The 24199-nt window shown below is 56.8% G+C and carries 29 protein-coding genes, 1 tRNA gene and 2 pseudogenes; 21 read left to right on the top strand and 11 right to left on the bottom strand.

Translation table 11 applies throughout. The annotated features are described in order from the left end of the window. Nucleotides 1-12: 12 nt before the first annotated feature. The 3 genes and pseudogenes from ACYZTR_RS18175 to ACYZTR_RS18165 form a co-directional block, all read right to left on the bottom strand. Nucleotides 13-222 (bottom strand): hypothetical protein, encoded by a 210-nt coding sequence (locus tag ACYZTR_RS18175; RefSeq protein ID WP_461973051.1) that lies wholly within the window; start codon nt 220-222, stop codon nt 13-15. A 2-nt stretch (nt 223-224) separates the two neighbouring features. Further along, a pseudogene (locus ACYZTR_RS18170) lies at nt 225-386 on the bottom strand (LexA family protein); the annotation flags it as partial. 587 nt (nt 387-973) lie between these two features. Next, nucleotides 974-1186 carry a hypothetical protein gene (locus ACYZTR_RS18165; protein ID WP_461973049.1) on the bottom strand — a complete coding sequence of 71 codons (213 nt, stop codon included), beginning with the start codon at nt 1184-1186 and terminating at the stop codon, nt 974-976. A 210-nt stretch (nt 1187-1396) separates the two neighbouring features. On the opposite strand from ACYZTR_RS18165, the gene ACYZTR_RS18160 reads away from it, so the two are divergent. Beyond that, on the top strand, nt 1397-1852 hold the full coding sequence (locus ACYZTR_RS18160) for a DUF2214 family protein (protein WP_461973047.1): 456 nt from the start codon (nt 1397-1399) through the stop codon (nt 1850-1852). 180 nt (nt 1853-2032) lie between these two features. Here the strand turns inward: ACYZTR_RS18160 and csrA are convergent, their stop codons facing one another. Then, entirely contained in the window at nt 2033-2227 is a 195-nt protein-coding gene (gene csrA / locus ACYZTR_RS18155; protein ID WP_007938114.1) for a carbon storage regulator CsrA, read from the bottom strand. Nucleotides 2228-2477: 250 nt separating this feature from the next. Between csrA and ACYZTR_RS18150 the strand changes: the two genes are divergently transcribed. Continuing rightward, nucleotides 2478-2843, top strand: coding sequence for an SPOR domain-containing protein (locus tag ACYZTR_RS18150; RefSeq protein ID WP_461973046.1), 366 nt, complete (start codon nt 2478-2480; stop codon nt 2841-2843). A gap of 220 nt (nt 2844-3063) precedes the next feature. Here the strand turns inward: ACYZTR_RS18150 and ACYZTR_RS18145 are convergent, their stop codons facing one another. From ACYZTR_RS18145 to ACYZTR_RS18135, 3 genes are all read right to left on the bottom strand, one after another. Continuing rightward, on the bottom strand, nt 3064-3753 hold the full coding sequence (locus ACYZTR_RS18145; protein ID WP_461973044.1) for an endonuclease: 690 nt from the start codon (nt 3751-3753) through the stop codon (nt 3064-3066). 4 nt (nt 3754-3757) lie between these two features. Continuing rightward, a complete protein-coding gene (locus tag ACYZTR_RS18140) occupies nt 3758-4048 on the bottom strand; it encodes a DUF1654 domain-containing protein (RefSeq protein WP_461973042.1) in 291 nt (96 codons plus the stop codon). A 170-nt stretch (nt 4049-4218) separates the two neighbouring features. Further along, the gene (locus tag ACYZTR_RS18135; protein WP_461973040.1) at nt 4219-5307 is read right to left on the bottom strand and encodes an asparaginase; all 1089 of its coding nucleotides are present in this window, start codon (nt 5305-5307) and stop codon (nt 4219-4221) included. A 349-nt stretch (nt 5308-5656) separates the two neighbouring features. Between ACYZTR_RS18135 and ACYZTR_RS18130 the strand changes: the two genes are divergently transcribed. The 8 genes from ACYZTR_RS18130 (at nt 5657) to ACYZTR_RS18095 (ending at nt 13323) form a co-directional block, all read left to right on the top strand. After that, on the top strand, nt 5657-6115 hold the full coding sequence (locus ACYZTR_RS18130; protein WP_461973038.1) for a hypothetical protein: 459 nt from the start codon (nt 5657-5659) through the stop codon (nt 6113-6115). A gap of 195 nt (nt 6116-6310) precedes the next feature. After that, a complete protein-coding gene (locus tag ACYZTR_RS18125; protein ID WP_461973036.1) occupies nt 6311-7267 on the top strand; it encodes a substrate-binding domain-containing protein in 957 nt (318 codons plus the stop codon). Between the two features lie 56 nt (nt 7268-7323). Beyond that, the gene (locus ACYZTR_RS18120; RefSeq protein WP_461973034.1) at nt 7324-8877 is read left to right on the top strand and encodes a sugar ABC transporter ATP-binding protein; all 1554 of its coding nucleotides are present in this window, start codon (nt 7324-7326) and stop codon (nt 8875-8877) included. Beyond that, complete coding sequence (locus tag ACYZTR_RS18115; RefSeq protein WP_282376628.1) at nt 8874-9851, top strand: ABC transporter permease; 978 nt, start codon at nt 8874-8876, stop codon at nt 9849-9851. The genes ACYZTR_RS18120 and ACYZTR_RS18115 overlap by 4 nt, the downstream gene beginning before the upstream one ends. A 3-nt stretch (nt 9852-9854) precedes the next feature. Continuing rightward, the gene (locus ACYZTR_RS18110) at nt 9855-10874 is read left to right on the top strand and encodes a LacI family DNA-binding transcriptional regulator (RefSeq protein WP_461973032.1); all 1020 of its coding nucleotides are present in this window, start codon (nt 9855-9857) and stop codon (nt 10872-10874) included. A gap of 58 nt (nt 10875-10932) precedes the next feature. Next, nucleotides 10933-11850 carry a ribokinase gene (rbsK, locus tag ACYZTR_RS18105; RefSeq protein ID WP_461973030.1) on the top strand — a complete coding sequence of 306 codons (918 nt, stop codon included), beginning with the start codon at nt 10933-10935 and terminating at the stop codon, nt 11848-11850. Continuing rightward, nucleotides 11847-12251, top strand: a complete 405-nt coding sequence (gene rbsD / locus ACYZTR_RS18100) for a D-ribose pyranase (protein ID WP_461973028.1) — start codon at nt 11847-11849, stop codon at nt 12249-12251. Before rbsK ends, rbsD begins: the two co-directional genes overlap by 4 nt. A 43-nt stretch (nt 12252-12294) precedes the next feature. Beyond that, nucleotides 12295-13323: a nucleoside hydrolase gene (locus ACYZTR_RS18095; RefSeq protein WP_461973026.1), complete on the top strand. Its 1029-nt coding sequence runs from the start codon at nt 12295-12297 to the stop codon at nt 13321-13323. Between the two features lie 32 nt (nt 13324-13355). On the opposite strand, the gene ACYZTR_RS18090 is transcribed toward ACYZTR_RS18095, so the two are convergent. After that, nucleotides 13356-13568 carry a hypothetical protein gene (locus tag ACYZTR_RS18090; RefSeq protein ID WP_461973024.1) on the bottom strand — a complete coding sequence of 71 codons (213 nt, stop codon included), beginning with the start codon at nt 13566-13568 and terminating at the stop codon, nt 13356-13358. Between the two features lie 132 nt (nt 13569-13700). Here ACYZTR_RS18090 and ACYZTR_RS18085 point away from each other — a divergent pair, with 132 nt between their 5' ends. Together ACYZTR_RS18085 and ACYZTR_RS18080 are read left to right on the top strand one after the other, a co-directional pair. Further along, entirely contained in the window at nt 13701-14006 is a 306-nt protein-coding gene (locus tag ACYZTR_RS18085; protein WP_461964683.1) for a hypothetical protein, read from the top strand. Nucleotides 14007-14170: 164 nt separating this feature from the next. Next, a complete protein-coding gene (locus ACYZTR_RS18080; protein WP_461973022.1) occupies nt 14171-14491 on the top strand; it encodes an I78 family peptidase inhibitor in 321 nt (106 codons plus the stop codon). Nucleotides 14492-14563: 72 nt separating this feature from the next. Here the strand turns inward: ACYZTR_RS18080 and ACYZTR_RS18075 are convergent, their stop codons facing one another. Both ACYZTR_RS18075 and ACYZTR_RS18070 read right to left on the bottom strand, forming a co-directional pair. Beyond that, a complete protein-coding gene (locus ACYZTR_RS18075) occupies nt 14564-14776 on the bottom strand; it encodes a cold-shock protein (protein WP_007905882.1) in 213 nt (70 codons plus the stop codon). A 292-nt stretch (nt 14777-15068) separates the two neighbouring features. Next, on the bottom strand, nt 15069-15371 hold the full coding sequence (locus tag ACYZTR_RS18070; RefSeq protein ID WP_461973020.1) for a hypothetical protein: 303 nt from the start codon (nt 15369-15371) through the stop codon (nt 15069-15071). Nucleotides 15372-15744: 373 nt separating this feature from the next. Between ACYZTR_RS18070 and thrS the strand changes: the two genes are divergently transcribed. From thrS to ACYZTR_RS18025, 9 genes are all read left to right on the top strand, one after another. Beyond that, on the top strand, nt 15745-17667 hold the full coding sequence (thrS, locus tag ACYZTR_RS18065) for a threonine--tRNA ligase (RefSeq protein ID WP_461973018.1): 1923 nt from the start codon (nt 15745-15747) through the stop codon (nt 17665-17667). Next, the gene (infC, locus tag ACYZTR_RS18060; protein WP_176469887.1) at nt 17667-18218 is read left to right on the top strand and encodes a translation initiation factor IF-3; all 552 of its coding nucleotides are present in this window, start codon (nt 17667-17669) and stop codon (nt 18216-18218) included. Before thrS ends, infC begins: the two co-directional genes overlap by 1 nt. A 60-nt stretch (nt 18219-18278) precedes the next feature. After that, nucleotides 18279-18473, top strand: a complete 195-nt coding sequence (gene rpmI / locus ACYZTR_RS18055) for a 50S ribosomal protein L35 (protein ID WP_008145659.1) — start codon at nt 18279-18281, stop codon at nt 18471-18473. Nucleotides 18474-18500: 27 nt separating this feature from the next. Further along, nucleotides 18501-18857 carry a 50S ribosomal protein L20 gene (rplT, locus tag ACYZTR_RS18050; protein WP_461973016.1) on the top strand — a complete coding sequence of 119 codons (357 nt, stop codon included), beginning with the start codon at nt 18501-18503 and terminating at the stop codon, nt 18855-18857. Nucleotides 18858-18966: 109 nt separating this feature from the next. Continuing rightward, nucleotides 18967-19983 carry a phenylalanine--tRNA ligase subunit alpha gene (pheS, locus tag ACYZTR_RS18045; RefSeq protein ID WP_461973014.1) on the top strand — a complete coding sequence of 339 codons (1017 nt, stop codon included), beginning with the start codon at nt 18967-18969 and terminating at the stop codon, nt 19981-19983. Between the two features lie 26 nt (nt 19984-20009). Beyond that, nucleotides 20010-22391: a phenylalanine--tRNA ligase subunit beta gene (gene pheT, locus ACYZTR_RS18040; protein WP_461973012.1), complete on the top strand. Its 2382-nt coding sequence runs from the start codon at nt 20010-20012 to the stop codon at nt 22389-22391. 3 nt (nt 22392-22394) lie between these two features. Continuing rightward, nucleotides 22395-22697, top strand: coding sequence for an integration host factor subunit alpha (ihfA, locus tag ACYZTR_RS18035; protein ID WP_002553164.1), 303 nt, complete (start codon nt 22395-22397; stop codon nt 22695-22697). After that, a complete protein-coding gene (locus ACYZTR_RS18030; RefSeq protein ID WP_003179985.1) occupies nt 22678-23034 on the top strand; it encodes a MerR family transcriptional regulator in 357 nt (118 codons plus the stop codon). Before ihfA ends, ACYZTR_RS18030 begins: the two co-directional genes overlap by 20 nt. An 89-nt stretch (nt 23035-23123) precedes the next feature. Next, nucleotides 23124-23200: transfer RNA gene (locus ACYZTR_RS18025), tRNA-Pro, on the top strand. Between the two features lie 23 nt (nt 23201-23223). Here the strand turns inward: ACYZTR_RS18025 and ACYZTR_RS18020 are convergent. Further along, nucleotides 23224-23474 (bottom strand): annotated as a pseudogene (locus tag ACYZTR_RS18020) (hypothetical protein); the annotation flags it as partial. Nucleotides 23475-24199 lie beyond the last annotated feature (725 nt).

Raw genomic sequence — 24199 nt, 5'->3', positions numbered from 1 at the left:
CCATGGAGGTCTTCAATGAAGAGTCCTGACCCTGCGACTTTCGCCAATCCTGATCCGGTCCAGCGCCCGGTTTAGAGAATCCAACGCATCAAGGAGGGCCTTTGCCTCGGTCTCTCGACCCTCTCCCCAAAGGCGCTCAGCCATTTTATTCAGGGCCTGGATAGATCTTTCAATCTCTGCAGAGGTTGTTGTAGTGGTGTCTGCCGGCCGCTTCTTTGGCATTGTCAGAACTTCTGCAGCGCCCGCACGACGACGCCCACGATCCGGCATTGCTCGTCAAGCGGTTCAATCGGGTACCCAGTGTTCAGCGGCTTTAAGTACAGTCTCCCGCTATCATTGACGAGCTTCTTGACCGTGGCTTCGTTGCTCACCGGCAGCTTGGCGTGAATTCGTGCGGATTTGATTTTTTCGGCGAGTGTGCTCATTCGCTGGAATTTATAAGTTTCCTTATCGGCGTGCAAATAAGTTTCCTTCTGCTTTGGATATAAACAGGCTTATCAGGAGGAATCTCAAGTGATTCCCATCAAAAGGTTCGTCGCGCGCGTCCGACTTGACCCAGCACATGCTATCAATTGGGTTCGCTACTAGGCCGTAGTCAGTGACAAATAACTCCGTCACCAAGGACCGCGGACGCTGTCCGTGGAACCACCGAATCATGCTTAGCGCGAAGGTAAATAGTCGGTACGCTGACTTGGGCGAGCTGGGCGGATACGTCCACGGTAAGAACCGATCGCAGTCGTGAACGCATTACAGAAGGGCTCACTTGAGTGATGGCCTGGCGTAGAGCTGCGCGCAAGGCGCTCGTGGAGAACCGGCCGAGCAATACTTTGCTGACCCCATCCGACAGGTGCAAGGCAGTGCGCCCAGCACCCAGCACCATTTTCATCATCGATCCAGCGGTGGATGACGAAACGTTGATCGTCCTTGCCTGAACGTCGGACCTGCGTGGTAGGTCCAACCAACAAAACCAATCTTACTTGGCGTTCAACTTTTTCAGTTCTTCATAAGTCGCCGACTGTACAAACCAGAAGCCGGAGATGATGCACCACGTCAGGGTGCCGGTAATGAAAACGCCTGCACCGGACCAGAAGCCCTGAACGAAGATCATGACCACTGCGGCGATCCAGATAATGGCCAGTGCGACGTACAGAACTACGTTGTTTACGCCTATTACGAACTCTTTCACCACTATTCCCTTTTAAATGATTGTCCTCTGGCTCCTTACGCAAGGGCCAGTGGGCGGCATGACAGGAAGATAGCTGGCTGTTCGCCAGTCATGTCACGGCGTGTTACTCAATTCGACCAATAAGCAACCGTGGGTGCCTGGCAGGAAAATTTCCAGGTTTTGGACTACTACTGACAAGCCCATTTCCTTATCCCTGACAGGAGCATCCCTATGCTGTCTCACTGGTTTCTTGCGGCGATCCACCTCTTGGCTGTTGCCTTGGGCCTCTGGGCGGTGCTCGCCCGAGGGACGGCGTTAAGCCGCCTGGTCGTCGGTACGGCGCAGGTTCGCAGCGTGCTGGTTGCCGATAACGTATGGGGCATCTGTGCGGGTACTTTGCTGATCACAGGTTTGATGCGGGCCTTCGGTGGGTACGAAAAAGGCACCGACTATTACCTTCATCAGCCGTTGTTCCATCTGAAGATGACGCTATTCGTGATCATTCTGCTGCTCGAAGTGGCACCAATGATCACCTTGATCAAGTGGCGGATCGCCTTGGGCAGGGGCGCCTCGATTGACCAGGGCCGAGCCAAGCTGTTTGCACGCATCAGCCATATCGAAGCGTTGTTGTTGATGTTGATGGTGATTGCGGCCACCGGCATGGCGCGCGGTGTGACCTTCGGCTAATAACGGCGTGATTCGTCGGGGTTAAAGCGAATAATCTGACAGCCAAGACGAGGCCGAAGCCGGTAGCATTGGCTTCACGTAATGAGGGGAGGAGGCGAGTGCTCAGCAAAATGCCGAGCATGAATCTTTAGCCAGCCATTGCGCTGTAACGAACGGGCTGGCTACTGACTGCAACAGGATTCAGGGGGTCTGGGGTTTGTCCGGAGCGGTGAGGCCAGCCTGAATGCGCTGATAAATCTCTTCGCGATGCACCGCAACGTCTTTCGGGGCGTTAATGCCAATCCTGACTTGCTGGCCGCTAACGCCAAGAATGGTGATCGTAATGTCATCACCAATGTTTATGCTTTCACCGACTTTGCGGGTGAGTATCAGCATGGTCTTCTCCTTGATTGCTTGGTAGGGCACCTGATTCGGACAGTGCAGGGGTCGGTGGTATGTATAGATTAGTGCGAAGTCTCACGGTTTGGGTGCCTCTTTCTGACGTGCAGATGCTGCATTAATTCCCAAGGCGTAACTATACAGAGGCCGCAACCATCATTCTCGTTGTTTTAAGCCCATTTTGCGGCACTCGGGAAGTATTTATGAATGTTAAAATCGTCGCTTTAAGCATTCTGAGGGAAGCGTTGTGCGCAAAATGGTCTTGGTAATCGCGGTACTGGCGCTGGTGGGATGCGGTGAGGGCAAGAGCGTTGACGCGCAAAAGCCGCAGCCGGCAGCTGCGGCTGCACCTTCGGTGGCATCCGCGCCACAATGGGATCTCGAAGTTCGAGGCGAAACTACTCAGGCGGTCAGCGACCTTAGCGGCTGGCTGATTGAGCACAGTTTCGTTTCCAATGTCGTCAGGGAAAATGGGAAAACCCGGATTCTGGTCGGACCATTCAGTTCCAAAGCCGAGGCCGAGGCCAAACAGGCAGAAGTGCGCGCGGCGCTCGTCCGGGCGAAGAAACAGAACATCGAACTGCTGGTTGTCGAACGCCCAGTGGCCCAATAACGGTCTTTTCCAGGGAGCTTCCGACGGAACGCCTTAAAGGGGATCCACATTGACTCGTTTTAGACGTAGTCACTGTCGATTCCCATAGGGATCAAGGAATGCGGGATTGCCAAGGCGTCACCCAACCTGCTGGGCTACTGGCGCTACAAAAAAGTGGGCGGTTAGGCACAAACAAAGGCCTCGGGCATTAAACCCGAGCCTTTGTGTTTTCAGCGAACGCTTAACCGCAGGCTTTCATATCTACCGCGCCGACGAACTCGTTGCCACGTCCCATGACGCACGCCACGCTCTGGTTACGCTGACGTTCCCAGGCCTCTACCGGATAGGTTTTGTTCCAGGCTTCGTACAATTGTCGATCCTGTTTCGACAGGCGCAAACCATACTGCTTGCTCATGTAGAAATACGTCCGGGCGATCATGCCGCGTATGGACGGGCGGGGCATGACCTTCTTCGCCTTGAAGTCGACCTGGGTCAGGCACGAACCGTATTGGCCCGACTGCGACGGCAACCAGCCGAAGCTGAAGTTGCTGCGATCACCATTCACCTCACCGATGCTCGGCACCAGGTTGTGCAGGTCAGCTTCGGCCTTCTGATAGGTCGGATCGTAACGCGTGCAGTTCTTGCGCCCACCTTCTTGCCAGCATTGACGCTGATGGCCGATCTGCCAGGCCGGAACAATGTGCTCCCACTCGATGCGGGAAGCGCGCTTGGCGTTTTTACGTGGTACATAACCGCAGGCTGCGAGGTTGACCTTGTTGCCGGTGTATTTGCACCCGCAATAGAACTCCGTGGATTGCGGTGCGTAGAGCTTCCAGGCAACTTTTTTGGCTTCGTTGAAGGTACGGGGGGCGCCAGCCTGGGCACCGAGAGTGATGAACAGAAACAGCAAAGCAAACCAGCGAACACTCATTGACTCAATCTTCCTTCTGCACAACCCAGAAAACCTGCACACCGCCATCGTCGCGATAGGCGAGGGTGACGTTGTCGTTCTCGTCGATTTCTCCGAGCAATTGCTCCCACTCGTCCACGGGTTCGTCCGGTAGACGGAAGATCAATGCGGCTTTGGCTTTTTGGGCGGTGGGGGAATTGATGATTTTCTGAACGCGCAGACCCATGCGTTCATAGGAATCAGGAGAAGCAGAGGTGTTGGCCACGGAATTATCCTTATTAAGCTGTACGTGCATACAGTATTTAACTGTAGGCATTTTCGCAACTGCTTAAAATTCAAGAAAATCCTCTGACAGCGGTTTTTTCCGTTTGGTGTAGGACGATGAGAAAATTTTTATTGGAATATCGGGAGGAGGCGTGAACCACTCGACTGGGTTGGCGAGTGGTGAAAGCGGTGCCCGACCGGAACCGGTCAGGCGAGGGCGAATCAGTATTCCCAGAACATCCGTTGCAGCTCTTTGCTGTCGTTGGTCTTGGTCAGTGCGACCATGGCCAGGATGCGGGCTTTTTGCGGGTTCAGGTCATGCGCCACAACCCAATCGTTCTTGTCGTCAGGCTGTTCGGCGTTGCGCAGTACGAAACCGCCGGCGTTGACGTGGGAGGAACGAATGATTTGCACGCCGTCCTTGCGCAGGGCTTGCAGCGCTGGGACTACACGGGACGAGACTGACCCATTGCCGGTACCGGCGTGAATGATGGCTTTGGCGCCGGATTGAGCCAGCGCTTTGTAGGCGGTGTCGCTGACATTGCCGTAGGAATAGGCGATTTCGACGTCAGGCAGGCTCTTGATGGTTTTGATGTCGAATTCCGAGTCCATGGTGTGGCGCTTGGCAGGCAGGCGGAACCAGTAGGATTTGCCCTCGACCACCATGCCGAGCGGGCCCCAGGCACTTTTGAACGCCTCGGTCTTGATGTTGATCATTTTGCTGACGTCGCGACCCGACTGGATTTCATCGTTCATGGTCACCAGTACGCCTTTGCCGCGTGCATCTTTGCTGCTGGCCACGGCCACAGCGTTATACAGGTTCAGCATGCCGTCGGCCGACATCGCGGTGCCCGGGCGCATGGAGCCGACGACGATGATTGGCTTGTCAGTTTTTTCCACCAGGTTCAGGAAGTAGGCCGTTTCTTCCAGAGTGTCGGTGCCGTGGGTGATGACGATGCCGTCGACGTCGTTGCTGTCGGCCAGCTCAGCCACGCGACGACCCAGTTGCAGCAGGTTGTCGTTGGTGATGCTTTCGGACGCGATCTGCATCACCTGTTCGCCACGAACGTTAGCCAATTGGCTGAGTTCCGGGACCCCGGCAATCAATTGTTCGATGCCGACTTTTGCCGCTTGATAGGTAGCGCTGTTAGCCGCGCTGGCGCCCGCGCCGGCAATGGTGCCACCGGTGGCCAGGATCACCACGTTCGCCAGTTTCTGTTGGGTTTCGACTTCTTTTGCCTGAAGGGCGGAGGGCAGGAGCAGCAAGAGGGCCAAAGCGCCCGGAACGAAGGTCTTAAAAGCAGATGTCATTATTTTTCTCTCTAGTAGTGAGACGGTGCTGATGCAGGTTCATCTAGATACGCCCCAGGCTGATCTGAACGCTTGGGGTGCAGGAGAAGAGCAGGATTTGTACCAGTCGTACTTTGAATGAGAAAATCTTTTAACCTGATGATTTTTATCATCATTTGTGTGGGTTGGTGAAATGGTGACATCGTCGGATGTCCGGGTTTCCGAACGTGTTAAGCATTTGTGTTCGGCTCTCCGAAAAGTACTACGACCTCTGTAGAGCAAACCGCCTTGCCAGATTGTGAATTAGTGCTAAAGAAACACGCGCGTAGGTCGATGCCTCTTTAAAGGACCTTTTTTTTCAGGAGTTGACATGTCGTTATCTGTCGGTATCCCAAATGCCGTAGGCGTCACCATCGGCGGTAAGTCCGCCGCTACGATTCGAGCGTTAAGCGATGAGGCGGCCGATGCCGCGAATCAAGCGTTGGGTACGAAGGAAAGCGACAGCAAGCAAGTCAGAACCGGTGCTGTGGGCCTGGGCAAAAGTGCAGAATCGACTGAAACGAATGGCGCCGACAATGCCTCTGTCGCGGAAAAGGTTTTGCTACAGCGTCTGAAAGAGCTGCAAGAGCAACTGCGTCAACAACAGCAACAATTGGCAGCAGCCCAAGCAGCGTCTTACGCGACGCCTGAAGCCAAGACCACAGTCGTGATGGCGATTCAGGGACAAATGGCCGATACCACGGCTGCAATTCTGGAAGCGGCCAACAGCCTGTACAAGGAAATGGCCAAGGGCTCCGGTGCTGGATCGGTGGTTAACACGACGGCATGACAGGGATACCCGGCTTTTGCGGATTGCCCCGGAAAAACGGATTTTCTGGTCGTTGACAAATGTCGGCAGGGTTCGCATAGTCAGCTCTACGCAAACGTTTGCGCGGTGCTCCCGGTGGTTTGTTCATCGGTGAGTGCCATGAGCCTATGCCCGCGCAAGCGTTGCTCACAATAATCATAAGATCGGAGTGATCCCATGAAGCTGCCATTCGCTGGACGTCTTCTCGCTGTCGCTATGCTGGCAGCCGCATCCGCTGCGTTGCCTGTCTCTTCGGCCTTCGCCGAGACCCCTGAAAAGCCAAAAGTCGCGCTGGTCATGAAATCCCTGGCCAACGAATTCTTCCTGACCATGGAAGACGGCGCCAAGGCTTATCAGAAAGACCACTCCGGCGATTTCGAGCTGATCTCCAACGGCATCAAAGACGAAACCGACACGGCTGGCCAAACGCGCATCGTCGAGCAAATGATTCTGGCCAAGGTCAATGCGCTGGTCATCGCGCCAGCTGACTCCAAGGCCATGGTTCCAGTGATCAAGAAAGCCATTGATGCCGGTATCACCGTGATCAACATCGACAACCAGCTGGACCCGGCGGTCGTCAAAAGCAAGAACATCACCGTACCGTTCGTAGGCCCGGACAACCGCAAAGGCGCGCGTCTGGTGGGCGAGTACCTGGCCAAGCAACTGAAGGCCGGTGACGAAGTCGGCATTATCGAAGGCGTGTCCACCACCACCAACGCCCAGCAGCGCACCGCAGGTTTCAAGGATGCGATGGAAGCAGCCCAGATCAAGGTCGTGTCCTTACAGTCCGGCGATTGGGAAATCGACAAGGGCAACAAGGTTGCTGCCTCGATCCTCAGCGAGTACCCGCAAGTCAAAGCCCTGCTGGCCGGTAACGACAGCATGGCCGTCGGCGCTGTTTCCGCTGTTCGCGCCGCGGGCAAGGCAGGCAAGGTGCAAGTGGTCGGTTACGACAACATCAACGCCATCAAGCCGATGCTCAAGGATGGCCGTGTCCTGGCCACCGCTGACCAGTTTGCAGCCAGGCAAGCCGTGTTTGGCATCGAGACTGCGCTGAAGATCATCAAAGGTGCGAAAGTCGATAGCGGCGCCAATAGCGTCATCGAAACTCCGGTAGAGCTGGTCACCCAGTAGTCCTTCTGGCGACACAACGGTGCTCGCCCGTCCGGGCGAGCGCATGGAGAGTTTTTATGTCAGTTTCCGCCCCGAACGCTGTCCTCTCGGTCAGCGGTATCGGTAAGACCTACGCCCAACCCGTCCTGACCGGCATCGACCTGACGCTGATGCGCGGTGAAGTGCTGGCGCTGACCGGCGAAAACGGTGCGGGCAAAAGCACCTTGTCGAAAATCATCGGCGGGTTGGTCACACCGACCACCGGCCAGATGCAATTCCAGGGTCAGGAATACCGCCCCGGCAGCCGCTCGCAGGCCGAAGACCTGGGCATCCGAATGGTCATGCAAGAACTCAATCTGCTACCGACCCTGTCCGTGGCGGAAAACCTGTTTCTCGATAACTTGCCTAGTAGCTGTGGCTGGATCAGTCGCAAGCAATTGCGCAAGGCTGCGATCGAAGCCATGGCCCAGGTTGGCCTCGACGCGATTGACCCGGACACGCTGGTGGGCGAATTGGGCATTGGTCACCAGCAAATGGTGGAGATCGCCCGCAACCTGATCGGCGATTGCCACGTGCTGATCCTCGACGAACCGACTGCGATGTTGACGAATCGTGAAGTCGAGATGTTGTTCGAGCAAATCACTCGTCTGCAAACTCGCGGCGTGTCGATCATCTATATCTCGCACCGTCTCGAAGAGCTGGCGCGGGTCGCCCAGCGTATTGCGGTACTGCGCGATGGCAACCTGGTTTGCGTCGAGCCGATGGCCAATTACAACAGCGAGCAACTGGTGACGCTGATGGTCGGTCGTGAGCTCGGTGAACACATCGACATGGGCCCGCGCAAGATGGGTGCTCCAGCCTTGACGGTCAAAGGGCTGACCCGTTCCGACAAGGTTCGCGACGTATCCTTCGAAGTACGCGCCGGCGAGATCTACGGGATCTCCGGTTTGATCGGGGCAGGGCGCACCGAGTTGCTGCGGTTGATTTTCGGTGCTGACATTGCAGACAGCGGCACTGTTGCGCTCGGTTCGCCGGCGCAGGTTGTCAGTCTCCGGTCACCGGCTGACGCGGTCGGTCATGGCATCGCCCTGATCACCGAAGACCGCAAGGGCGAAGGCCTGCTGCTGACTCAATCGATCAGCGCCAATATTGCCTTGGGCAACATGCCGGTGATTTCCAGCGGTGGCTTCGTCAACAACGGTGACGAGATGGCCCTGGCCCAGCGTCAGATCGACGCCATGCGCATCCGCAGCTCCAGCCCGACACAATTGGTTTCGGAACTCTCCGGCGGCAACCAGCAGAAAGTCGTGATCGGCCGTTGGCTGGAGCGCGATTGTTCAGTGTTGTTGTTCGACGAGCCCACGCGAGGCATCGACGTCGGCGCCAAGTTTGACATCTATGCCTTGCTCGGCGAGCTGACCCGTCAAGGCAAAGCGCTCGTGGTGGTGTCCAGCGACCTGCGTGAACTGATGTTGATCTGCGACCGGATCGGTGTGCTCTCGGCGGGACGTCTGATCGACACCTTTGAGCGCGACAGCTGGTCCCAGGATGATTTGCTTGCCGCCGCGTTCGCCGGCTACCAAAAACGTGATGCGTTGCTCAATGAAGCAACGCCTAGGGATCTCACATGAATACTGCAGTGTCTGCCGGCAAACGTAGTGGCAACTTTTACGGCCTCGGTACCTATCTGGGCCTGGCCGGTGCCTTGCTGGCAATGGTCGCGCTGTTCTCGGTTCTTAGCAGCCATTTCCTGTCATACGACACTTTCAGCACCCTGGCCAACCAGATTCCGGACTTGATGGTGCTGGCGGTCGGCATGACGTTCGTGTTGATCATTGGCGGCATCGACCTGTCCGTGGGTTCGGTGCTCGCGCTCGCGGCGTCAACGGTCAGCGTGGCCATTCTCGGTTGGGGCTGGAGCGTACTACCTGCGGCGCTGCTCGGAATGGCGGCGGCGGCGCTGGCCGGGACTATCACCGGGTCGATCACCGTGGCGTGGCGGATTCCGTCGTTCATCGTGTCCCTCGGCGTATTGGAAATGGCCCGCGGCGTGGCGTATCAGATGACCGGTTCGCGCACGGCCTACATTGGTGACGCCTTTGCCTGGTTGTCCAACCCGATCGCCTTCGGCATCTCGCCGTCGTTCATCATTGCCTTGCTGATCATCTTCATTGCCCAGGCAGTGCTGACGCGTACGGTGTTCGGCCGCTACCTGATCGGCATCGGCACCAACGAAGAGGCGGTGCGTCTGGCAGGAATCAATCCAAAGCCCTACAAGATCCTGGTGTTCAGTCTGATGGGGCTGCTGGCCGGTATTGCCGCGTTGTTCCAGATTTCCCGTCTGGAAGCGGCGGATCCGAATGCCGGCTCCGGGCTTGAACTGCAAGTGATCGCCGCGGTAGTGATCGGCGGTACCAGTTTGATGGGTGGTCGCGGTTCGGTCATCAGCACGTTCTTCGGGGTTCTGATCATTTCCGTGTTGGCGGCCGGTCTGGCGCAGATCGGTGCGACGGAACCCACCAAACGCATCATCACCGGCGCGGTGATCGTGGTGGCGGTGGTGCTTGATACTTATCGCAGTCAGCGCGCAAGCCGGCGGACCTGAGTCATGGCAACGATCAAGGATGTGGCAGCGCTCGCGGGAATTTCCTACACCACGGTTTCCCACGTGGTGAACAAGACCCGGCCGGTCAGTGAAGAGGTACGGGTCAAGGTCGAAGCGGCGATCAAAACCCTCGACTACGTGCCCAGTGCCGTGGCCCGGTCCCTAAAGGCCAAAACCACGGCGACCATCGGTCTGCTGGTACCCAACAGCCTTAACCCGTACTTCGCCGAATTGGCGCGAGGCATCGAGGATTACTGCGAGCGTAATGGCTACTGCGTGATCCTCTGTAATTCCGATGACAACCCGGACAAGCAACGCAGCTACCTGCGCGTACTGCTGGAAAAACGAATCGACGGGCTGATCGTCGCTTCGGCTGGCGGTGACGCGGGGCTGGCAGAAGGCCTGGCAGGCGTGCGCACACCGATGGTGATCGTTGACCGTGGGCTGGAAGGTGTAAATGCCGATCTGGTGCGCATCGATCACGAATACGGCGCGTATCTGGCGACCCGCCACCTTCTGGAGTTGGGGCATCGGGACATCGCCACCATTGGTGGACCGGCGAGTACCAGCGTGGCGCAGATGCGTTTGGCCGGTTATTGCCGTGCCCTGAAAGAAGCGGGTGTCGACGTACCACGCGAGCGCATGCTTGAAAGCGATTTCACCAGCACTGGCGGTTACAACGCCGCTGCGATCCTGTTGGAACAGAACCCACCGAGCGCGATCTTCGCCGGTAACGACATGATTGGCATCGGTGTGCTGCGAGCGGCGGCCGAGCGCAATATTCGTGTGCCGACGGAGCTGTCGGTGATCGGCTTCGACGATATTCAGATGAGCCGCTATGTGTACCCGGCGTTGACCACCGTGGGGCAGTCGATTCTGCAACTCGGTGAGATGGCAGCCGAAGTGCTTTTAAGAAGAATCGCCACACCGGATATGGCCACCGATCAACGGATCGTGATGCCCAGTATTGTCCTGCGGGAGTCGACTGCGCCGCTGGCCGGCGTGTTCGCCCAGTTCCGTTGAAATGGAAAGCCGCTAAATCAAAAGCACCACCGGAAACAGAATTGATGAGTAGTGATGTATGCCAGCAAAAGTAGTGGTTATAGGCAGCCTGAACATGGACCTGGTCACCCGGGCGCCACGGCTGCCCCGTGGCGGTGAGACGCTGATCGGCGAGTCGTTTGCCACGGTTTCCGGTGGCAAGGGCGCGAATCAGGCAGTTGCCGCGGCGAGGCTGGGGGCGCAAGTGTCGATGGTCGGTTGCGTGGGCAGCGATGCCTACGGCGAAGAACTGCGCGGGGCGTTGTTCGCCGAGCAGATCGATTGCCATGCGGTCAGCACCGTCGACGATTCCAGTGGCGTAGCGTTAATCGTGGTCGATGACAACAGCCAGAACGCAATCGTGATCGTTGCCGGCGCCAATGGTGCGCTGACGCCTGCGGTGATCGACCGTTTCGATGCGGTATTGCAGGCCGCGGACGTGATCATCTGTCAGCTGGAAGTGCCGGATGCCACTGTCGGTCATGCGCTCAAGCGCGGCCGTGAATTGGGTAAGACCGTGATCCTCAATCCGGCGCCGGCCAGCCGCCCGCTGCCGGCGGACTGGTACGCGTCCATCGATTACCTGATTCCCAACGAAAGCGAGGCCTCGGCCCTGAGTGGTTTGCCAGTAGATTCTCTGGCAACCGCCGAAACCGCAGCGGCCCGACTGATCACCATGGGCGCCGGCAAGGTGATCATCACCCTCGGTGCCCAAGGCTCGCTGTTTGCCAATGGCAAAAGCTTCGAGCATTTTCCTGCGCCGAAGGTGAAAGCTGTCGATACCACGGCGGCTGGCGACACTTTCGTCGGTGGTTTCGCCGCGGCATTGGCGGTGGGCAAAAGCGAAGCTGAAGCAATCCGTTTCGGCCAAGTCGCCGCAGCGTTGTCGGTGACCCGTGCTGGCGCGCAACCCTCGATCCCCACCTTGTCCGACGTACAGGCCTTTAAAGCACCATGAAAAAGACACCTTTGCTCAACGTCGCGCTGTCGCGGCTGATCGCATCCCTGGGCCATGGCGACACAGTGGTGATCGGCGACGCAGGTCTGCCGGTGCCACCAGGCGTTGAGCTGATCGACCTGGCCCTGACCCATGGCATCCCGGATTTCGTCAGCACGTTGAAGGTTGTACTCAGCGAAATGCAGGTCGAGAGCCATGTGCTGGCGCAGGAGATCCTGGACAAGCAACCTTCGGTGTTGGCGACGCTCGATGAGCTGAATGCTGAAGGTGCGCTAGGTCAGCGTGAGCTGCTCAGTCATGACCAATTCAAAGTCCTCAGCCGACAGGCACGGGCGATTGTTCGTACAGGCGAATGTCAACCGTATTGCAACATCGTGCTGGTGGCGGGGGTCACGTTCTAACTCGCTGTTGTCTTTCTGCTGTCCCACGCACAAGGAGTGCGCTATGCACCGCTATGCTCAGAAACTGCACCACCTGCTCCGGAGTCTGCTGCTTTTGTTCCTGATTACCGCAACAAGCGCCCAGGCGGCGGAAAAAATCGACTTGATCATCGACACTGATCCGGGTGCCGACGACGTGGTCGCCTTGCTGTTTGCCCTGGCGTCGCCGGAAGAGCTGAACATTCGTGCGTTGACCACCGTTGCCGGCAATGTGCGTCTGGACAAGACTTCGCGTAATGCGCGGCTGGCCCGCGAGTGGGCGGGGCGCGAGGAGGTGCCGGTCTACGCGGGTGCGCCGAAGCCGCTGATGCGTACGCCGATTTATGCCGAGAACATCCATGGCAAGGAAGGCCTGTCGGGCGTCACCGTACATGAACCGAAGAAAGGCCTGGCCGAAGGCAATGCGGTCAATTACCTGATCGATACCTTGAAAGCCGCCAAGCCCCATAGCATCACCATCGCCATGCTGGGGCCGCAGACCAATCTGGCCCTGGCGCTGATCCAGGAGCCTGAAATCGTTCAGGGCATCAAGGAAGTGGTGATCATGGGCGGTGCGCACTTCAACGGTGGCAACATCACCCCGGTGGCCGAGTTCAACCTGTTCGCCGACCCGCAAGCCGCTGAGGTGGTGCTCAAAAGTGGTGTGAAGCTGACCTACCTGCCGCTGGACGTGACTCACAAGATTCTCACCAGTGAAGCGCGCCTGAAGCAGATCGCGGCAATCAACAACAATGCCAGCAGGCTGGTAGGCGATATTCTCAACGAATACGTCAAGGGCGACATGGAGCACTACGGTATTCCGGGTGGCCCGGTGCATGACGCAACCGTCATCGCCTACCTGCTCAAGCCTGAGTTGTTCACCGGTCGTTCGGTCAATGTGGTCGTTGATAGTCGCGAAGGCCCGACGTTCGGCCAAACCATCGTCGACTGGTATGACGGCCTTAAAGCGCCGAAGAATGCCTTCTGGGTTGGAAGTGGTGACGCCCAGGGCTTCTTTGACCTGCTGACCGAGCGTCTGGCTCGTCTGAAGTAAGCCATACACCCGCAGGTGCCAGCCTGCGGGTTTTACTCTCTCTCATTATGTTCTGCGCCTTTGTAGTCGCCCGGGTACTTCTCAAACACCTGCGCGATAAAGGATCGTGCAGCTTCAGTCCCCAACTCCTTGACCAGTAGATCGATGCCAATGATTGCCAACTCTTCCGGGCTGCCCGGGCTGTAAGAGCTGTGGCCCTGTGGCCACTTTGCTTTGATGTCGGCGTCGATGCTTACGGTGGTCATGATGGCGCTCGTGAAGTCGGGAAAGTCTGAGTCTCGAGTTAACCATTTTGCGCGGCTTTTGACACTCCGACTTAGGCATGAGGCGAGGCCTATGCGACACTTGGTCTTTGACGAATTTTCAAGGACTGTGCTGTGCAGATCGATTTGAACGCTCCCGACGGCTTGACCCTTGAGGCCGTGCGTCAGCTGCTGGCCTCCGCCAGCGACGATGAGCACACTCAATTGCGGGTGACCAAGGGCGGCATCGCTTACATTTCGTCAGGCGTTGTGGGCGGCACTGATATCAGCGGGCTGCTATTTCGCCTGGAGACGTGGGCCAAGGGTTCCGGTTATGTAGGATTGGTCGCGGCCAGTGACGAGGTCTGGGTCATGCAGATTTTCAATGCGCTCAAGGAAAATTGGCCGAATCCACCGTTCGACTACATTGATGTCTATTGAGCGCTGTTCATATTCAGTCACGATTGCGAGATGAACGGCAGGGAATGCTCAGGCAAACTCTCCGCTTTTCCGGATCGGGGCAGGGTGCTGCTAGTCCCCCTGTGAAACCAAACGCCAGATGGGTGTTCGCACGATCTCAGCATAACTATTGAAAAGGAGGCTTCATGCCTTGGAAGCTCGCGTCATTGGGTACTTTGTTCGCCGTTGCCATGCTGGCCGGTTGCAGCACTACTTCCACCGAGTCGGCTACAGACTCTGTGGCGACGACTGACACTGGCCACAGCCGTTGTGAGGCAAAGGCTGCCGAATTCACCATAGGCAAAAAAGCTTCGCCCGAATTGCTGGAGCAGGCGCGTACCCGCGCAGGCGCACAGAATGCACGGTTCCTCTTGCCCACCGACATGGTGACCCTGGAGTACCGCTCTGATCGCCTGAACCTCAACACCGATGCCGATCGAGTGGTCATCCGTGTCAACTGTGGCTGATCGCTTCAGGCTTTTGTTTCGCCCATAAAAAACCCCGTCACATGGACGGGGTTTTTCTAGTGCGGCTGAAAATTACTCAGCGCGGACTTGTGCAGCTTGCATACCCTTTTGGCCTTTCTCAGCCACGAAGGAAACGGTTTGGCCTTCTTTCAGGCTTTTGAAACCGTCGCTTTCGATAGCTTTGAAGTGTACGAACAGGTCGTCACCGCCACCCTGAGGAGTGATGAAGCCGAAGCCTTTTTCATCGTTGAACCATTTAACGGTGCCGGTTTGGCGATTAGACATGGTGTATCTCCAAGAAACATATATTTTCAGTAGTGCTGTGCTGCTCAGGCCAACTGGGCACACCGGGGTATCATAGTCGAAATGTTCGCTTTGGGAGCCCCCCGGACGTGCTGTTTGCCCTGCAGTCGCGTTCCGTTTGCTGCTTTGTCTGGCTGCAAGCCCCGTTTTAAAAGGCTTTCAGCCAAAAGTAAAGACAATAAAAAAACCTGTAAAACCTGAATAAATTGTACAAAAAAGCGGTTTTCAGAGGCTTTTTGCTGTCATTGCAGGCTCAAAAAGCGCTTGGTCGGGCTTATTTTTTCGCCTTGTTATCGGCTTTGCAGGACGAAATTTGGGTGAGTGCTTTTTGTTTCAGGGCATCACTGGCGGTGTTGTCCATCAGGGACTGGATGTCTTTGGCAGGGTACGATTTGATGGCGTCGGCGCCGCAAGCGCAGTGAGACTTCGCTGCTGCAGCACCGATCTGCGGAGTGGCCGCTTCTGTGCACTGAGCCATGTATTTCTCGCGCTCGCCTTTTGGCCAATCGGCATGGGCGGCCAGTGGCAGCAGCAGAACGATTGGGGCGATTACTGCGAACAAACGATTCAGACGCATGCTGGGATACTCCTTGTGGGTCAATGTCTTGTTATCTGAGGGGTAAAGCGGGGTTCAAGTTCAGCACTCTGGCATAAAATTGCCCGATTTGCCCCGGTACAAATCCTCGTTGCATCGACGACCGTTCATCTGTGCTAGCATGCCTCGCTCGGGCGTTTGCAGGCCCCGGATGACCTTCAGTCCCGGTAGCGGCAAATGTGCGAATAACCCTGATTTGAATCCCAGTCACTCTGGTTCGGTTTCCGGTTGGCCGCAAGGCTCCTGCCGCTGTAAGGCAGGCGTTCGTCATTGAATGGCCTGGATCGGATCTTGTACTGGCTCATCCCAACCCACGTGACCTTTGGTAGGGGTCACCACTAGGAGAGGAGGCGCCATGCCAACTATTACTCTTCCCGACGGCAGTCAACGTTCATTCGATCACCCGGTTTCCGTAGCCGAGGTCGCCGCATCCATTGGTGCAGGTCTGGCCAAAGCCACCGTGGCCGGCAAGGTCGATGGCAAGCTGGTCGACGCCTGCGACATCATCGACAGCGACGCTACGCTGCAAATAATTACGCCAAAGGATGAAGAGGGGCTGGAGATCATTCGCCACTCTTGCGCTCACCTGGTGGGTCACGCGGTCAAGCAGCTGTACCCTACGGCGAAGATGGTCATCGGTCCGGTCATCGACGAAGGCTTTTATTACGACATCGCCTTCGAGCGTCCTTTCACTCCGGACGACCTGGCCGCTATCGAACAGCGCATGCAGCAACTGATCGAAAAAGATTACGACGTCACCAAGAAAGTCACTCCGCGTGCCGAAGTGATCGAAGTGTTCAAGGCCCGTGGCGAAGACTACAAGCTGCGCCTGGTCGAGGACATGCCGAACGAACAGGCCATGGGTCTGTACTATCACGAAGAATACGTCGACATGTGCCGCGGTCCGCACGTGCCGAACACGCGCTTCCTGAAATCTTTTAAGCTGACCAAGTTGTCGGGCGCCTACTGGCGTGGCGATGCCAAGAACGAGCAATTGCAGCGCGTTTATGGCACTGCATGGGCCGACAAAAAGCAGTTGGCGGCTTACATCCAGCGCATCGAAGAAGCTGAAAAGCGCGATCACCGCAAGATCGGCAAGCGTCTGGGCCTGTTCCACACCCAGGAAGAGTCGCCGGGCATGGTGTTCTGGCACCCCAACGGCTGGACTCTGTATCAGGTGCTCGAGCAGTACATGCGCAAGGTCCAGCGCGACAACGGCTATCTGGAGATCAAGACTCCGCAGGTCGTTGACCGCAGCCTCTGGGAGAAATCCGGGCACTGGGCCAACTACGCTGACAACATGTTCACCACTCAGTCGGAAAACCGCGACTATGCCATCAAGCCAATGAACTGCCCTTGCCACGTGCAAGTGTTCAATCAGGGCCTGAAAAGCTACCGTGAGTTGCCGATGCGTCTGGCCGAATTCGGTGCCTGCCACCGTAATGAGCCATCGGGTGCGCTGCACGGCATCATGCGTGTACGTGCGTTCACTCAGGACGACGCCCACATCTTCTGCACCGAAGAGCAGATGCAGGCCGAATCCGCTGCATTCATCAAGCTGACCATGGACGTTTATGCCGACTTCGGCTTTAAAGAAGTGGAAATGAAGCTGTCCACTCGTCCGGAAAAACGCGTCGGTTCCGACGAGCTGTGGGATCGCGCCGAAGCTGCATTGGCTGCAGCCCTTGATAGCGCTGGCTTGCCGTACGATCTGCAGCCGGGCGAGGGTGCTTTCTACGGTCCGAAGATCGAGTTCTCGCTGAAAGATTGCCTCGGCCGCGTCTGGCAGTGTGGTACTCTGCAGCTCGATTTTAACCTGCCTGTCCGTCTTGGAGCCGAATACGTCTCCGAAGACAACAGTCGCAAGCACCCGGTGATGTTGCACCGGGCGATCCTCGGCTCCTTCGAACGTTTCGTCGGAATCCTGATCGAGCACTACGAGGGTGCATTCCCTGCGTGGCTGGCTCCGACCCAGGCAGTGATCATGAACATCACAGATAAACAGGCCGATTTTGCCGCTGAGGTTGAAAAAACTCTCAATGAAAGCGGATTTCGTGCCAAGTCTGACTTGAGAAATGAAAAGATCGGCTTTAAAATCCGCGAGCATACTTTGCTCAAGGTTCCTTATCTCTTGGTTATTGGAGATCGGGAAGTCGAGATGCAGACTGTCGCTGTGCGTACTCGTGAAGGTGCTGACCTGGGCTCGATGCCCGTCGCCCAGTTCGCTGAGTTTCTCGCGCAAGCGGTTTCCCGGCGTGGTCGCCCAGATTCGGAGTAATTACTATTAAGCGTGAAATGAGACAAGATAAACGAGCTGCACCGAAAGCCCCGATCAACGAGAATATCTCGGCACGCGAGGTTCGGTTAATTGGGGCTGAAGGTGAACAGCTTGGGATTGTGTCAATTGAAGACGCGCTTCTTAAGGCTGAAGAGGCCAAACTGGATCTGGTGGAAATTTCCGCCGATGCAGTACCTCCTGTTTGTAAACTGATGGACTACGGCAAATCGATCTTCGAGAAGAAGAAGCAAGTTGCCGCGGCCAAGAAAAACCAGAAGCAGATTCAGGTTAAAGAAATCAAGTTTCGTCCAGGGACGGAGGAAGGGGATTACCAGGTAAAACTGCGCAACCTGGTACGTTTCCTGAGTGATGGGGACAGGGCCAAGGTATCCTTGCGATTCCGCGGCCGTGAGATGGCCCACCAGGAGCTGGGGATGGAACTCCTCAAGCGAGTTGAAGGTGACTTGCTCGAGTACGGTTCGGTCGAACAGCATCCTAAGATGGAAGGACGCCAGCTGATCATGGTCATCGCCCCGAAAAAGAAGAAATAATCAATAGGGCACGGCAGGCCTTCTGATTATGTTTATCAACTGAATGCGGAGTATCCGAACATGCCAAAAATGAAAACTAAAAGTGGTGCTGCTAAGCGGTTTCTGAAAACTGCTAACGGTATCAAGCACAAGCACGCTTTCAAGAGCCACATCCTGACTAAAATGTCGACCAAGCGTAAGCGTCAACTGCGCGGTAGCAGCTTGCTGGCACCGTGTGACGTGGCAAAAGTCGAGCGCATGCTGCGCCTTCGTTAATTTAGTCAAGAATAGAGGAAGTAACTCATGGCTCGTGTAAAGCGTGGCGTCATTGCCCGTAAACGTCACAAAAAAATTCTGAAACTTGCTAAAGGCTACTACGGCGCTCGCTCGCGCGTATTCCGTGTTGCCAAGCAAGCGGTAATCAAGGCAGGCCAATACGCCTACCGTGACCGTCGTCAGAAAAAACGTCAGTTCCGCGCCCTGTGGATCGCTCGTATCAACGCTGGTGCACGTATCAACGGTCTGTCCTACAGCCGTTTCATCGCCGGCCTGAAAAAAGCGTCCATCGAGATCGACCGTAAGGTTCTGGCTGAGCTGGCAGTGAACGAAAAAGCGGCGTTTGCTGCGATTGTCGAGAAAGCTAAAGCCACCTTGGCTTAAGTACCCCCGACAGTCACCCAGCCCCACCTCTGTGGGGCCAGGTGTTAAACGTCATAAATAGGGGAAGAGCCTTCAAGCTCTTCCCCTATTTTGTATCTGGAGTCTGTACATGGAAAACCTGGATGCGCTCGTCTCTCAAGCACTAGAGGCTGTGCAAAGCGCTGAAGATATCAATGCCCTGGAGCAAATCCGGGTTCACTACCTTGGCAAAAAGGGCGAATTGACTCAGGTGATGAAGACCCTGGGGAATTTGCCGGCAGAAGAGCGTCCGCAAGTCGGTGCTTTGATCAACGTTGCCAAGGAGCGTGTCACAGAGGTTCTCAATGCGCGCAAGGCATTGTTTGAAGAGGCTGATCTAGCCGCCAAACTCTCCGCCGAGTCCATTGACGTGACCCTGCCTGGTCGTGGCCAGACCTCGGGTGGTCTGCATCCGGTTACCCGCACTCTGGAACGTATCGAACAGTTCTTCACCCACATCGGCTACGGCATCGCCGAAGGCCCTGAGGTCGAAGACGACTACCACAACTTCGAAGCGCTCAACATCCCAGGCCATCACCCGGCCCGGTCGATGCATGACACCTTCTATTTCAATGCCAACATGTTGTTGCGCACCCATACCTCGCCGGTACAGGTCCGCACCATGGAATCGAAACAGCCGCCGATCCGCATCGTCTGCCCAGGCCGTGTGTACCGTAGCGACTCCGATATCACCCACTCGCCGATGTTCCACCAGGTCGAAGGCCTACTGGTCGATCGCGACATCAATTTCGCCGACCTGAAAGGCACCATCGAAGAGTTTCTGCGCGTGTTCTTCGAAAAAGAACTGGCCGTGCGGTTCCGTCCTTCCTACTTCCCGTTCACCGAGCCGTCCGCTGAAGTCGACATGGAATGCGTGATGTGCAGCGGTAAAGGCTGCCGTGTCTGCAAGCAGACGGGCTGGCTGGAAGTGATGGGCTGCGGCATGGTTCACCCGAACGTGCTGCGCATGTCCGGGATCGACCCGGAAGCGTTTTCGGGCTTTGCCTTCGGTATGGGCGTCGAGCGTCTGGCCATGCTGCGTTACGGCGTGAACGACTTGCGTCTGTTCTTCGACAACGACTTGCGGTTCCTCGCGCAATTTCGCTAGTCGTAACGAATTCTTAGGAGAGCAGGATGAAATTCAGTGAACAATGGCTGCGTGGCTGGGTAAGCCCGCAGGTAAGTCGCGACGAGCTGGTTGCTCGTCTGTCGATGGCCGGTCTTGAGGTCGATAGCGTTACGCTGGCCGCCGGTGAATTCAATGGCGTGGTCGTGGGCGAGGTGCTGAGCACCGAGCAGCACCCGGACGCCGACAAGCTGCGCGTTTGCCAGGTCAGCAATGGCTCGGAGACCTTCCAGGTAGTATGCGGTGCACCAAACGTGCGCCCGGGCCTGAAGATCCCGTTCGCCATGATCGGTGCCGAACTGCCGGGCGACTTCAAAATCAAGAAAGCCAAGCTGCGCGGCGTTGAGTCCAACGGCATGCTGTGCTCTCAGGCCGAGCTGCAAGTGGGCGAAGGCAATGACGGCCTGATGGAATTGCCGGCCGACGCGCCGGTGGGTCAGGACATTCGTGAGTACCTGAGCCTGGACGACGCCAGCATCGAGGTCGACCTGACCCCGAACCGCGGCGACTGCTTGTCCCTCGCCGGTCTGGCTCGTGAAGTGGGCGCGCTGTATGCCGCCGAAGTCACCCGTCCGGTCGTTGCTACCGTTCCAGCCGTGCACGACGAAGTGCGCTCGGTTGAAGTGCTTGCGCCCGCCGCTTGCCCGCGTTACCTCGGTCGCGTGATCCGTAACGTCGACCTGTCCAAGCCTACACCGTTGTGGATGGTCGAGCGTTTGCGTCGTGGCGACGTGCGCAGCATCGACGCTGCCGTCGACATCACCAACTACGTGATGCTGGAACTGGGTCAACCGCTGCACGCGTTCGATCTCGCCGAAATCAATGGCGGCATCCGCGTGCGTATGGCCGAAGAGGGTGAGAAGCTGGTGCTGCTCGACGGTCAGGAAGTCAGCCTGCGTAGCGATACGCTGGTGATCGCCGACCACACCCGCGCCTTGGCTATCGCCGGCGTCATGGGGGGTGAGCACAGCGGCGTCAACACCGCGACCACTCGCGATATTTTCCTGGAAAGCGCGTTCTTCGATCAGATTGCCGTCGCAGGTAAGGCTCGTTCCTACGGGCTGCACACCGACGCCTCGCACCGGTACGAGCGTGGCGTGGACTGGCAACTGGCCCGTGAAGCCATGGAGCGTGCCACTGGCCTGTTGCTGGAAATCACGGGCGGTGAAGCTGGCCCGATTATCGAAACCGTCAGCGAGCAGCATCTGCCGTCGGTTGCGCCGGTTACTCTGCGTGCGCAACGCATCACTCAGATGCTGGGTATGGAAATGGATTCGGCTGAAGTCGAGCGACTGCTTAGCGGCCTGGGTCTAAAGATTTCTGCCGATGGGGCAGGGCAGTGGCGCGTTGAAGTGCCAAGCCATCGCTTCGACATCAGTCTGGAAGTCGATCTGATCGAAGAGCTGGCCCGTCTGTACGGTTACAACCGTCTACCGGTTCGCTACCCGCAAGCTCGTCTGGCGCCGCAAGCCAAAGCGGAAGCGCGTAGCGATTTGCCTGAGCTGCGCCGTCTGCTGGTAGCCCGTGGCTATCAGGAAGCGATCACCTACAGCTTCATCGATCCGAAACAGTTTGAGCTGTTTAATCCAGGTGCCGAACCGCTGTTGCTGGCCAACCCGATTTCGAACGACATGGCCGCCATGCGCTCGTCCCTGTGGCCAGGTCTGGTCAAGGCGCTTCAGCACAACCTGAACCGTCAGCAGGATCGCGTTCGTTTGTTCGAAAGCGGCCTGCGTTTCGTCGGTCAGCTGGAAGGCCTGAAGCAAGAGCCGATGCTGGCGGGTGTTGTTTGCGGTAGCCGCCTGCCGGAAGGCTGGGCACAAGGTCGCGATGTCGTGGACTTCTTCGACGTCAAGGCCGACGTGGAAGCGGTGTTGGGCTTCGCCGGTGCGCTGGATTCATTCACCTTCGTGCCGGGCAAACATCCTGCGCTGCACCCGGGTCAAACCGCACGCATCGAGCGTGAAGGTCGCTTGGTCGGTTTCGTCGGCGCTATTCACCCTGAATTGTCGAAAACCCTCGGTCTCGACCGTCCGGTCTTCGCTTTCGAGCTGGTTCTGGCTGAAGTGGCATTGGGCAAAATGCCTAAATTCCAGGAGCTATCGCGCTTTCCTGAAGTGCGTCGTGACTTGGCACTGATTGCGGCCAAGGACGTCGCGGCCAGCGCTGTACTGGATGTAATCCGTGAAAATGCAGGCGAATGGCTCACAGACCTCAGGCTATTTGACGTATATCAGGGTAAAGGCATTGATCCTGATAGAAAAAGCCTCGCAGTCGGCTTGACCTGGCAGCATCCATCGCGCACTCTTAATGACGATGAGGTGAATACCACGACGCAAAACATCCTCACCTCGCTCGAACAAAGGTTGAACGCCACGCTAAGGAAGTGACGTATGGGGGCTCTGACGAAAGCTGAGATGGCGGAACGTCTGTATGAAGAGCTGGGCCTGAATAAACGGGAAGCCAAGGAATTGGTCGAACTGTTTTTTGAGGAAATCAGGCACGCTCTTGAAGACAACGAACAAGTCAAATTGTCCGGTTTCGGCAATTTCGACCTTCGGGACAAACGCCAGCGGCCTGGCCGCAATCCGAAAACGGGTGAAGAAATCCCGATCACGGCTCGCCGTGTGGTCACCTTTCGTCCAGGGCAGAAGTTAAAGGCCCGAGTTGAGGCTTATGCTGGAACCAAGTCATAACGACGAGCTACCCGTCATCCCAGGCAAACGATACTTCACCATTGGTGAAGTCAGCGAGCTGTGTGCGGTAAAACCGCACGTGCTGCGCTACTGGGAGCAGGAGTTTCCTCAACTCAACCCCGTCAAACGCCGCGGAAACCGTCGGTACTATCAGCGACAAGACGTGCTGATGATCCGTCAAATCCGCGCGCTTCTTTACGATCAAGGGTTCACCATCGGCGGCGCACGCTTGCGATTGTCCGGTGATGAAGCTAAAGACGACACCACTCAATACAAGCAAATGATTCGCCAGATGATCGCCGAACTGGAGGATGTTCTGGTGGTACTCAAGAAATAAATTCCTGCTTTTAAATACTTTCAGTTTTCAAAAGCTTGCGATATATTCTTGAGCGCTCTTCGAGAGGAGGGGCGAGTTTCACGCCTAGTCGGGGCGTAGCGCAGTCCGGTAGCGCACTAGCATGGGGTGCTAGGGGTCGAGTGTTCGAATCACTCCGTCCCGACCATATTTCGTAAGGGGATCAAGCTCTTAGTGGCTTGATCCCTTTTCTCGTTTCGGGGTTGCGCAAAACACGCGCACAACTACCTGGGGCTTTTCGCTGATATTCAGGCCCGGAATCGCCTCGGAGCAGACGATCTTGTGGTCCCGATAGTAGTTTTTGTTCATGCCCTCACGCGCGTGCCTCGCAGTTTTCTGCCCATCCTTCCGGCTCTCTTGTACCGGTGCAGCGACAACGCACGTACTTCATGAAAGCCCGGCACCTCCTCTTCCTTCCATCCCAGCAACCAGAAATTAGCTGGTAATTCTGCCCCGGACTGATATCGCCGCGACATTCATTGCGAGCGTGCACCTTGCGAGCGATGGGCGTGGATTCAATTTGAAAATCGGACATAGGGATTCCTCGCGCTCGTTCGCCGGCAGGCTGGTAGGTAAATTGGGGGAACAGGTGAATCGTTGTTGCTTCAGCTTTCCACACTGCTCGCACTGAACGAGCCTTTATTCGCCGCGACGTTTGCGATCGACAACGCTGAGTAATTCGCCTCCGCCGCTTCCGCGGATTGCATCGAGCCCCGAGCTCCACACGTAGCGGGGCGCACGCTGCAAAATACGCCGAGCCGTTTCTGCTGGCCCTGAAGCAGTGTCAAGCGAGCGATTTGAATGGCAGGGACGGCTTGTAGCTTGATCGACAGTGGAGCTTCAGTATTTTGCCCGGGGGGGGGCAATAATTGTCGGCGACTAGTCCGGTCGTTCGGCAAAAAAAAACCGCGGTTGCGGCGATCAACGCCGCTTCACAGCGCGCCTCATCATTCGCAGTTGCGTCCGCTGAAGACGGTCGTGTCTGTCCTTCTATATAGAAGGATTGATTTAGCTCTTTCTGTAGACGAGAGCGGGCGTTTCCACCTTTCTACAAGTGATTGATAGAAAAGCGCAATTAAGGGTTGACGGCAGATTCTGGAAGTCTATAATTCGCCCCACTTCCGGCGCAGTCGAAACGGAAAACTCC

The organism is Pseudomonas sp. Hz4 (assembly GCF_054898165.1).
Note: the sequence above shows the minus strand (reverse complement) of the source record. Positions and strands in the feature narration are given on the sequence as shown.

What these genes read in the sequence shown, in the direction of transcription:
- ACYZTR_RS18095 (WP_461973026.1), top strand. Translation starts at nt 12,295, where the DNA reads ATGCACCGCTATGCTCAGAAACTGCACCACCTGCTCCGGAGTCTGCTG.
- ACYZTR_RS18145 (WP_461973044.1), bottom strand. Translation starts at nt 3,753, where the DNA reads ATGAGTGTTCGCTGGTTTGCTTTGCTGTTTCTGTTCATCACTCTCGGT.
- thrS (WP_461973018.1), top strand. Translation starts at nt 15,745, where the DNA reads ATGCCAACTATTACTCTTCCCGACGGCAGTCAACGTTCATTCGATCAC.
- ACYZTR_RS18160 (WP_461973047.1), top strand. Translation starts at nt 1,397, where the DNA reads ATGCTGTCTCACTGGTTTCTTGCGGCGATCCACCTCTTGGCTGTTGCC.
- ihfA (WP_002553164.1), top strand. Translation starts at nt 22,395, where the DNA reads ATGGGGGCTCTGACGAAAGCTGAGATGGCGGAACGTCTGTATGAAGAG.
- ACYZTR_RS18175 (WP_461973051.1), bottom strand. Translation starts at nt 222, where the DNA reads ATGCCAAAGAAGCGGCCGGCAGACACCACTACAACAACCTCTGCAGAG.
- ACYZTR_RS18125 (WP_461973036.1), top strand. Translation starts at nt 6,311, where the DNA reads ATGAAGCTGCCATTCGCTGGACGTCTTCTCGCTGTCGCTATGCTGGCA.
- pheS (WP_461973014.1), top strand. Translation starts at nt 18,967, where the DNA reads ATGGAAAACCTGGATGCGCTCGTCTCTCAAGCACTAGAGGCTGTGCAA.
- ACYZTR_RS18120 (WP_461973034.1), top strand. Translation starts at nt 7,324, where the DNA reads ATGTCAGTTTCCGCCCCGAACGCTGTCCTCTCGGTCAGCGGTATCGGT.
- rbsD (WP_461973028.1), top strand. Translation starts at nt 11,847, where the DNA reads ATGAAAAAGACACCTTTGCTCAACGTCGCGCTGTCGCGGCTGATCGCA.
- pheT (WP_461973012.1), top strand. Translation starts at nt 20,010, where the DNA reads ATGAAATTCAGTGAACAATGGCTGCGTGGCTGGGTAAGCCCGCAGGTA.
- ACYZTR_RS18080 (WP_461973022.1), top strand. Translation starts at nt 14,171, where the DNA reads ATGCCTTGGAAGCTCGCGTCATTGGGTACTTTGTTCGCCGTTGCCATG.
- ACYZTR_RS18135 (WP_461973040.1), bottom strand. Translation starts at nt 5,307, where the DNA reads ATGACATCTGCTTTTAAGACCTTCGTTCCGGGCGCTTTGGCCCTCTTG.
- rpmI (WP_008145659.1), top strand. Translation starts at nt 18,279, where the DNA reads ATGCCAAAAATGAAAACTAAAAGTGGTGCTGCTAAGCGGTTTCTGAAA.
- ACYZTR_RS18030 (WP_003179985.1), top strand. Translation starts at nt 22,678, where the DNA reads ATGCTGGAACCAAGTCATAACGACGAGCTACCCGTCATCCCAGGCAAA.
- csrA (WP_007938114.1), bottom strand. Translation starts at nt 2,227, where the DNA reads ATGCTGATACTCACCCGCAAAGTCGGTGAAAGCATAAACATTGGTGAT.
- ACYZTR_RS18070 (WP_461973020.1), bottom strand. Translation starts at nt 15,371, where the DNA reads ATGCGTCTGAATCGTTTGTTCGCAGTAATCGCCCCAATCGTTCTGCTG.
- ACYZTR_RS18110 (WP_461973032.1), top strand. Translation starts at nt 9,855, where the DNA reads ATGGCAACGATCAAGGATGTGGCAGCGCTCGCGGGAATTTCCTACACC.
- ACYZTR_RS18130 (WP_461973038.1), top strand. Translation starts at nt 5,657, where the DNA reads ATGTCGTTATCTGTCGGTATCCCAAATGCCGTAGGCGTCACCATCGGC.
- ACYZTR_RS18090 (WP_461973024.1), bottom strand. Translation starts at nt 13,568, where the DNA reads ATGACCACCGTAAGCATCGACGCCGACATCAAAGCAAAGTGGCCACAG.
- ACYZTR_RS18075 (WP_007905882.1), bottom strand. Translation starts at nt 14,776, where the DNA reads ATGTCTAATCGCCAAACCGGCACCGTTAAATGGTTCAACGATGAAAAA.
- ACYZTR_RS18115 (WP_282376628.1), top strand. Translation starts at nt 8,874, where the DNA reads ATGAATACTGCAGTGTCTGCCGGCAAACGTAGTGGCAACTTTTACGGC.
- rplT (WP_461973016.1), top strand. Translation starts at nt 18,501, where the DNA reads ATGGCTCGTGTAAAGCGTGGCGTCATTGCCCGTAAACGTCACAAAAAA.
- rbsK (WP_461973030.1), top strand. Translation starts at nt 10,933, where the DNA reads ATGCCAGCAAAAGTAGTGGTTATAGGCAGCCTGAACATGGACCTGGTC.
- ACYZTR_RS18140 (WP_461973042.1), bottom strand. Translation starts at nt 4,048, where the DNA reads ATGCCTACAGTTAAATACTGTATGCACGTACAGCTTAATAAGGATAAT.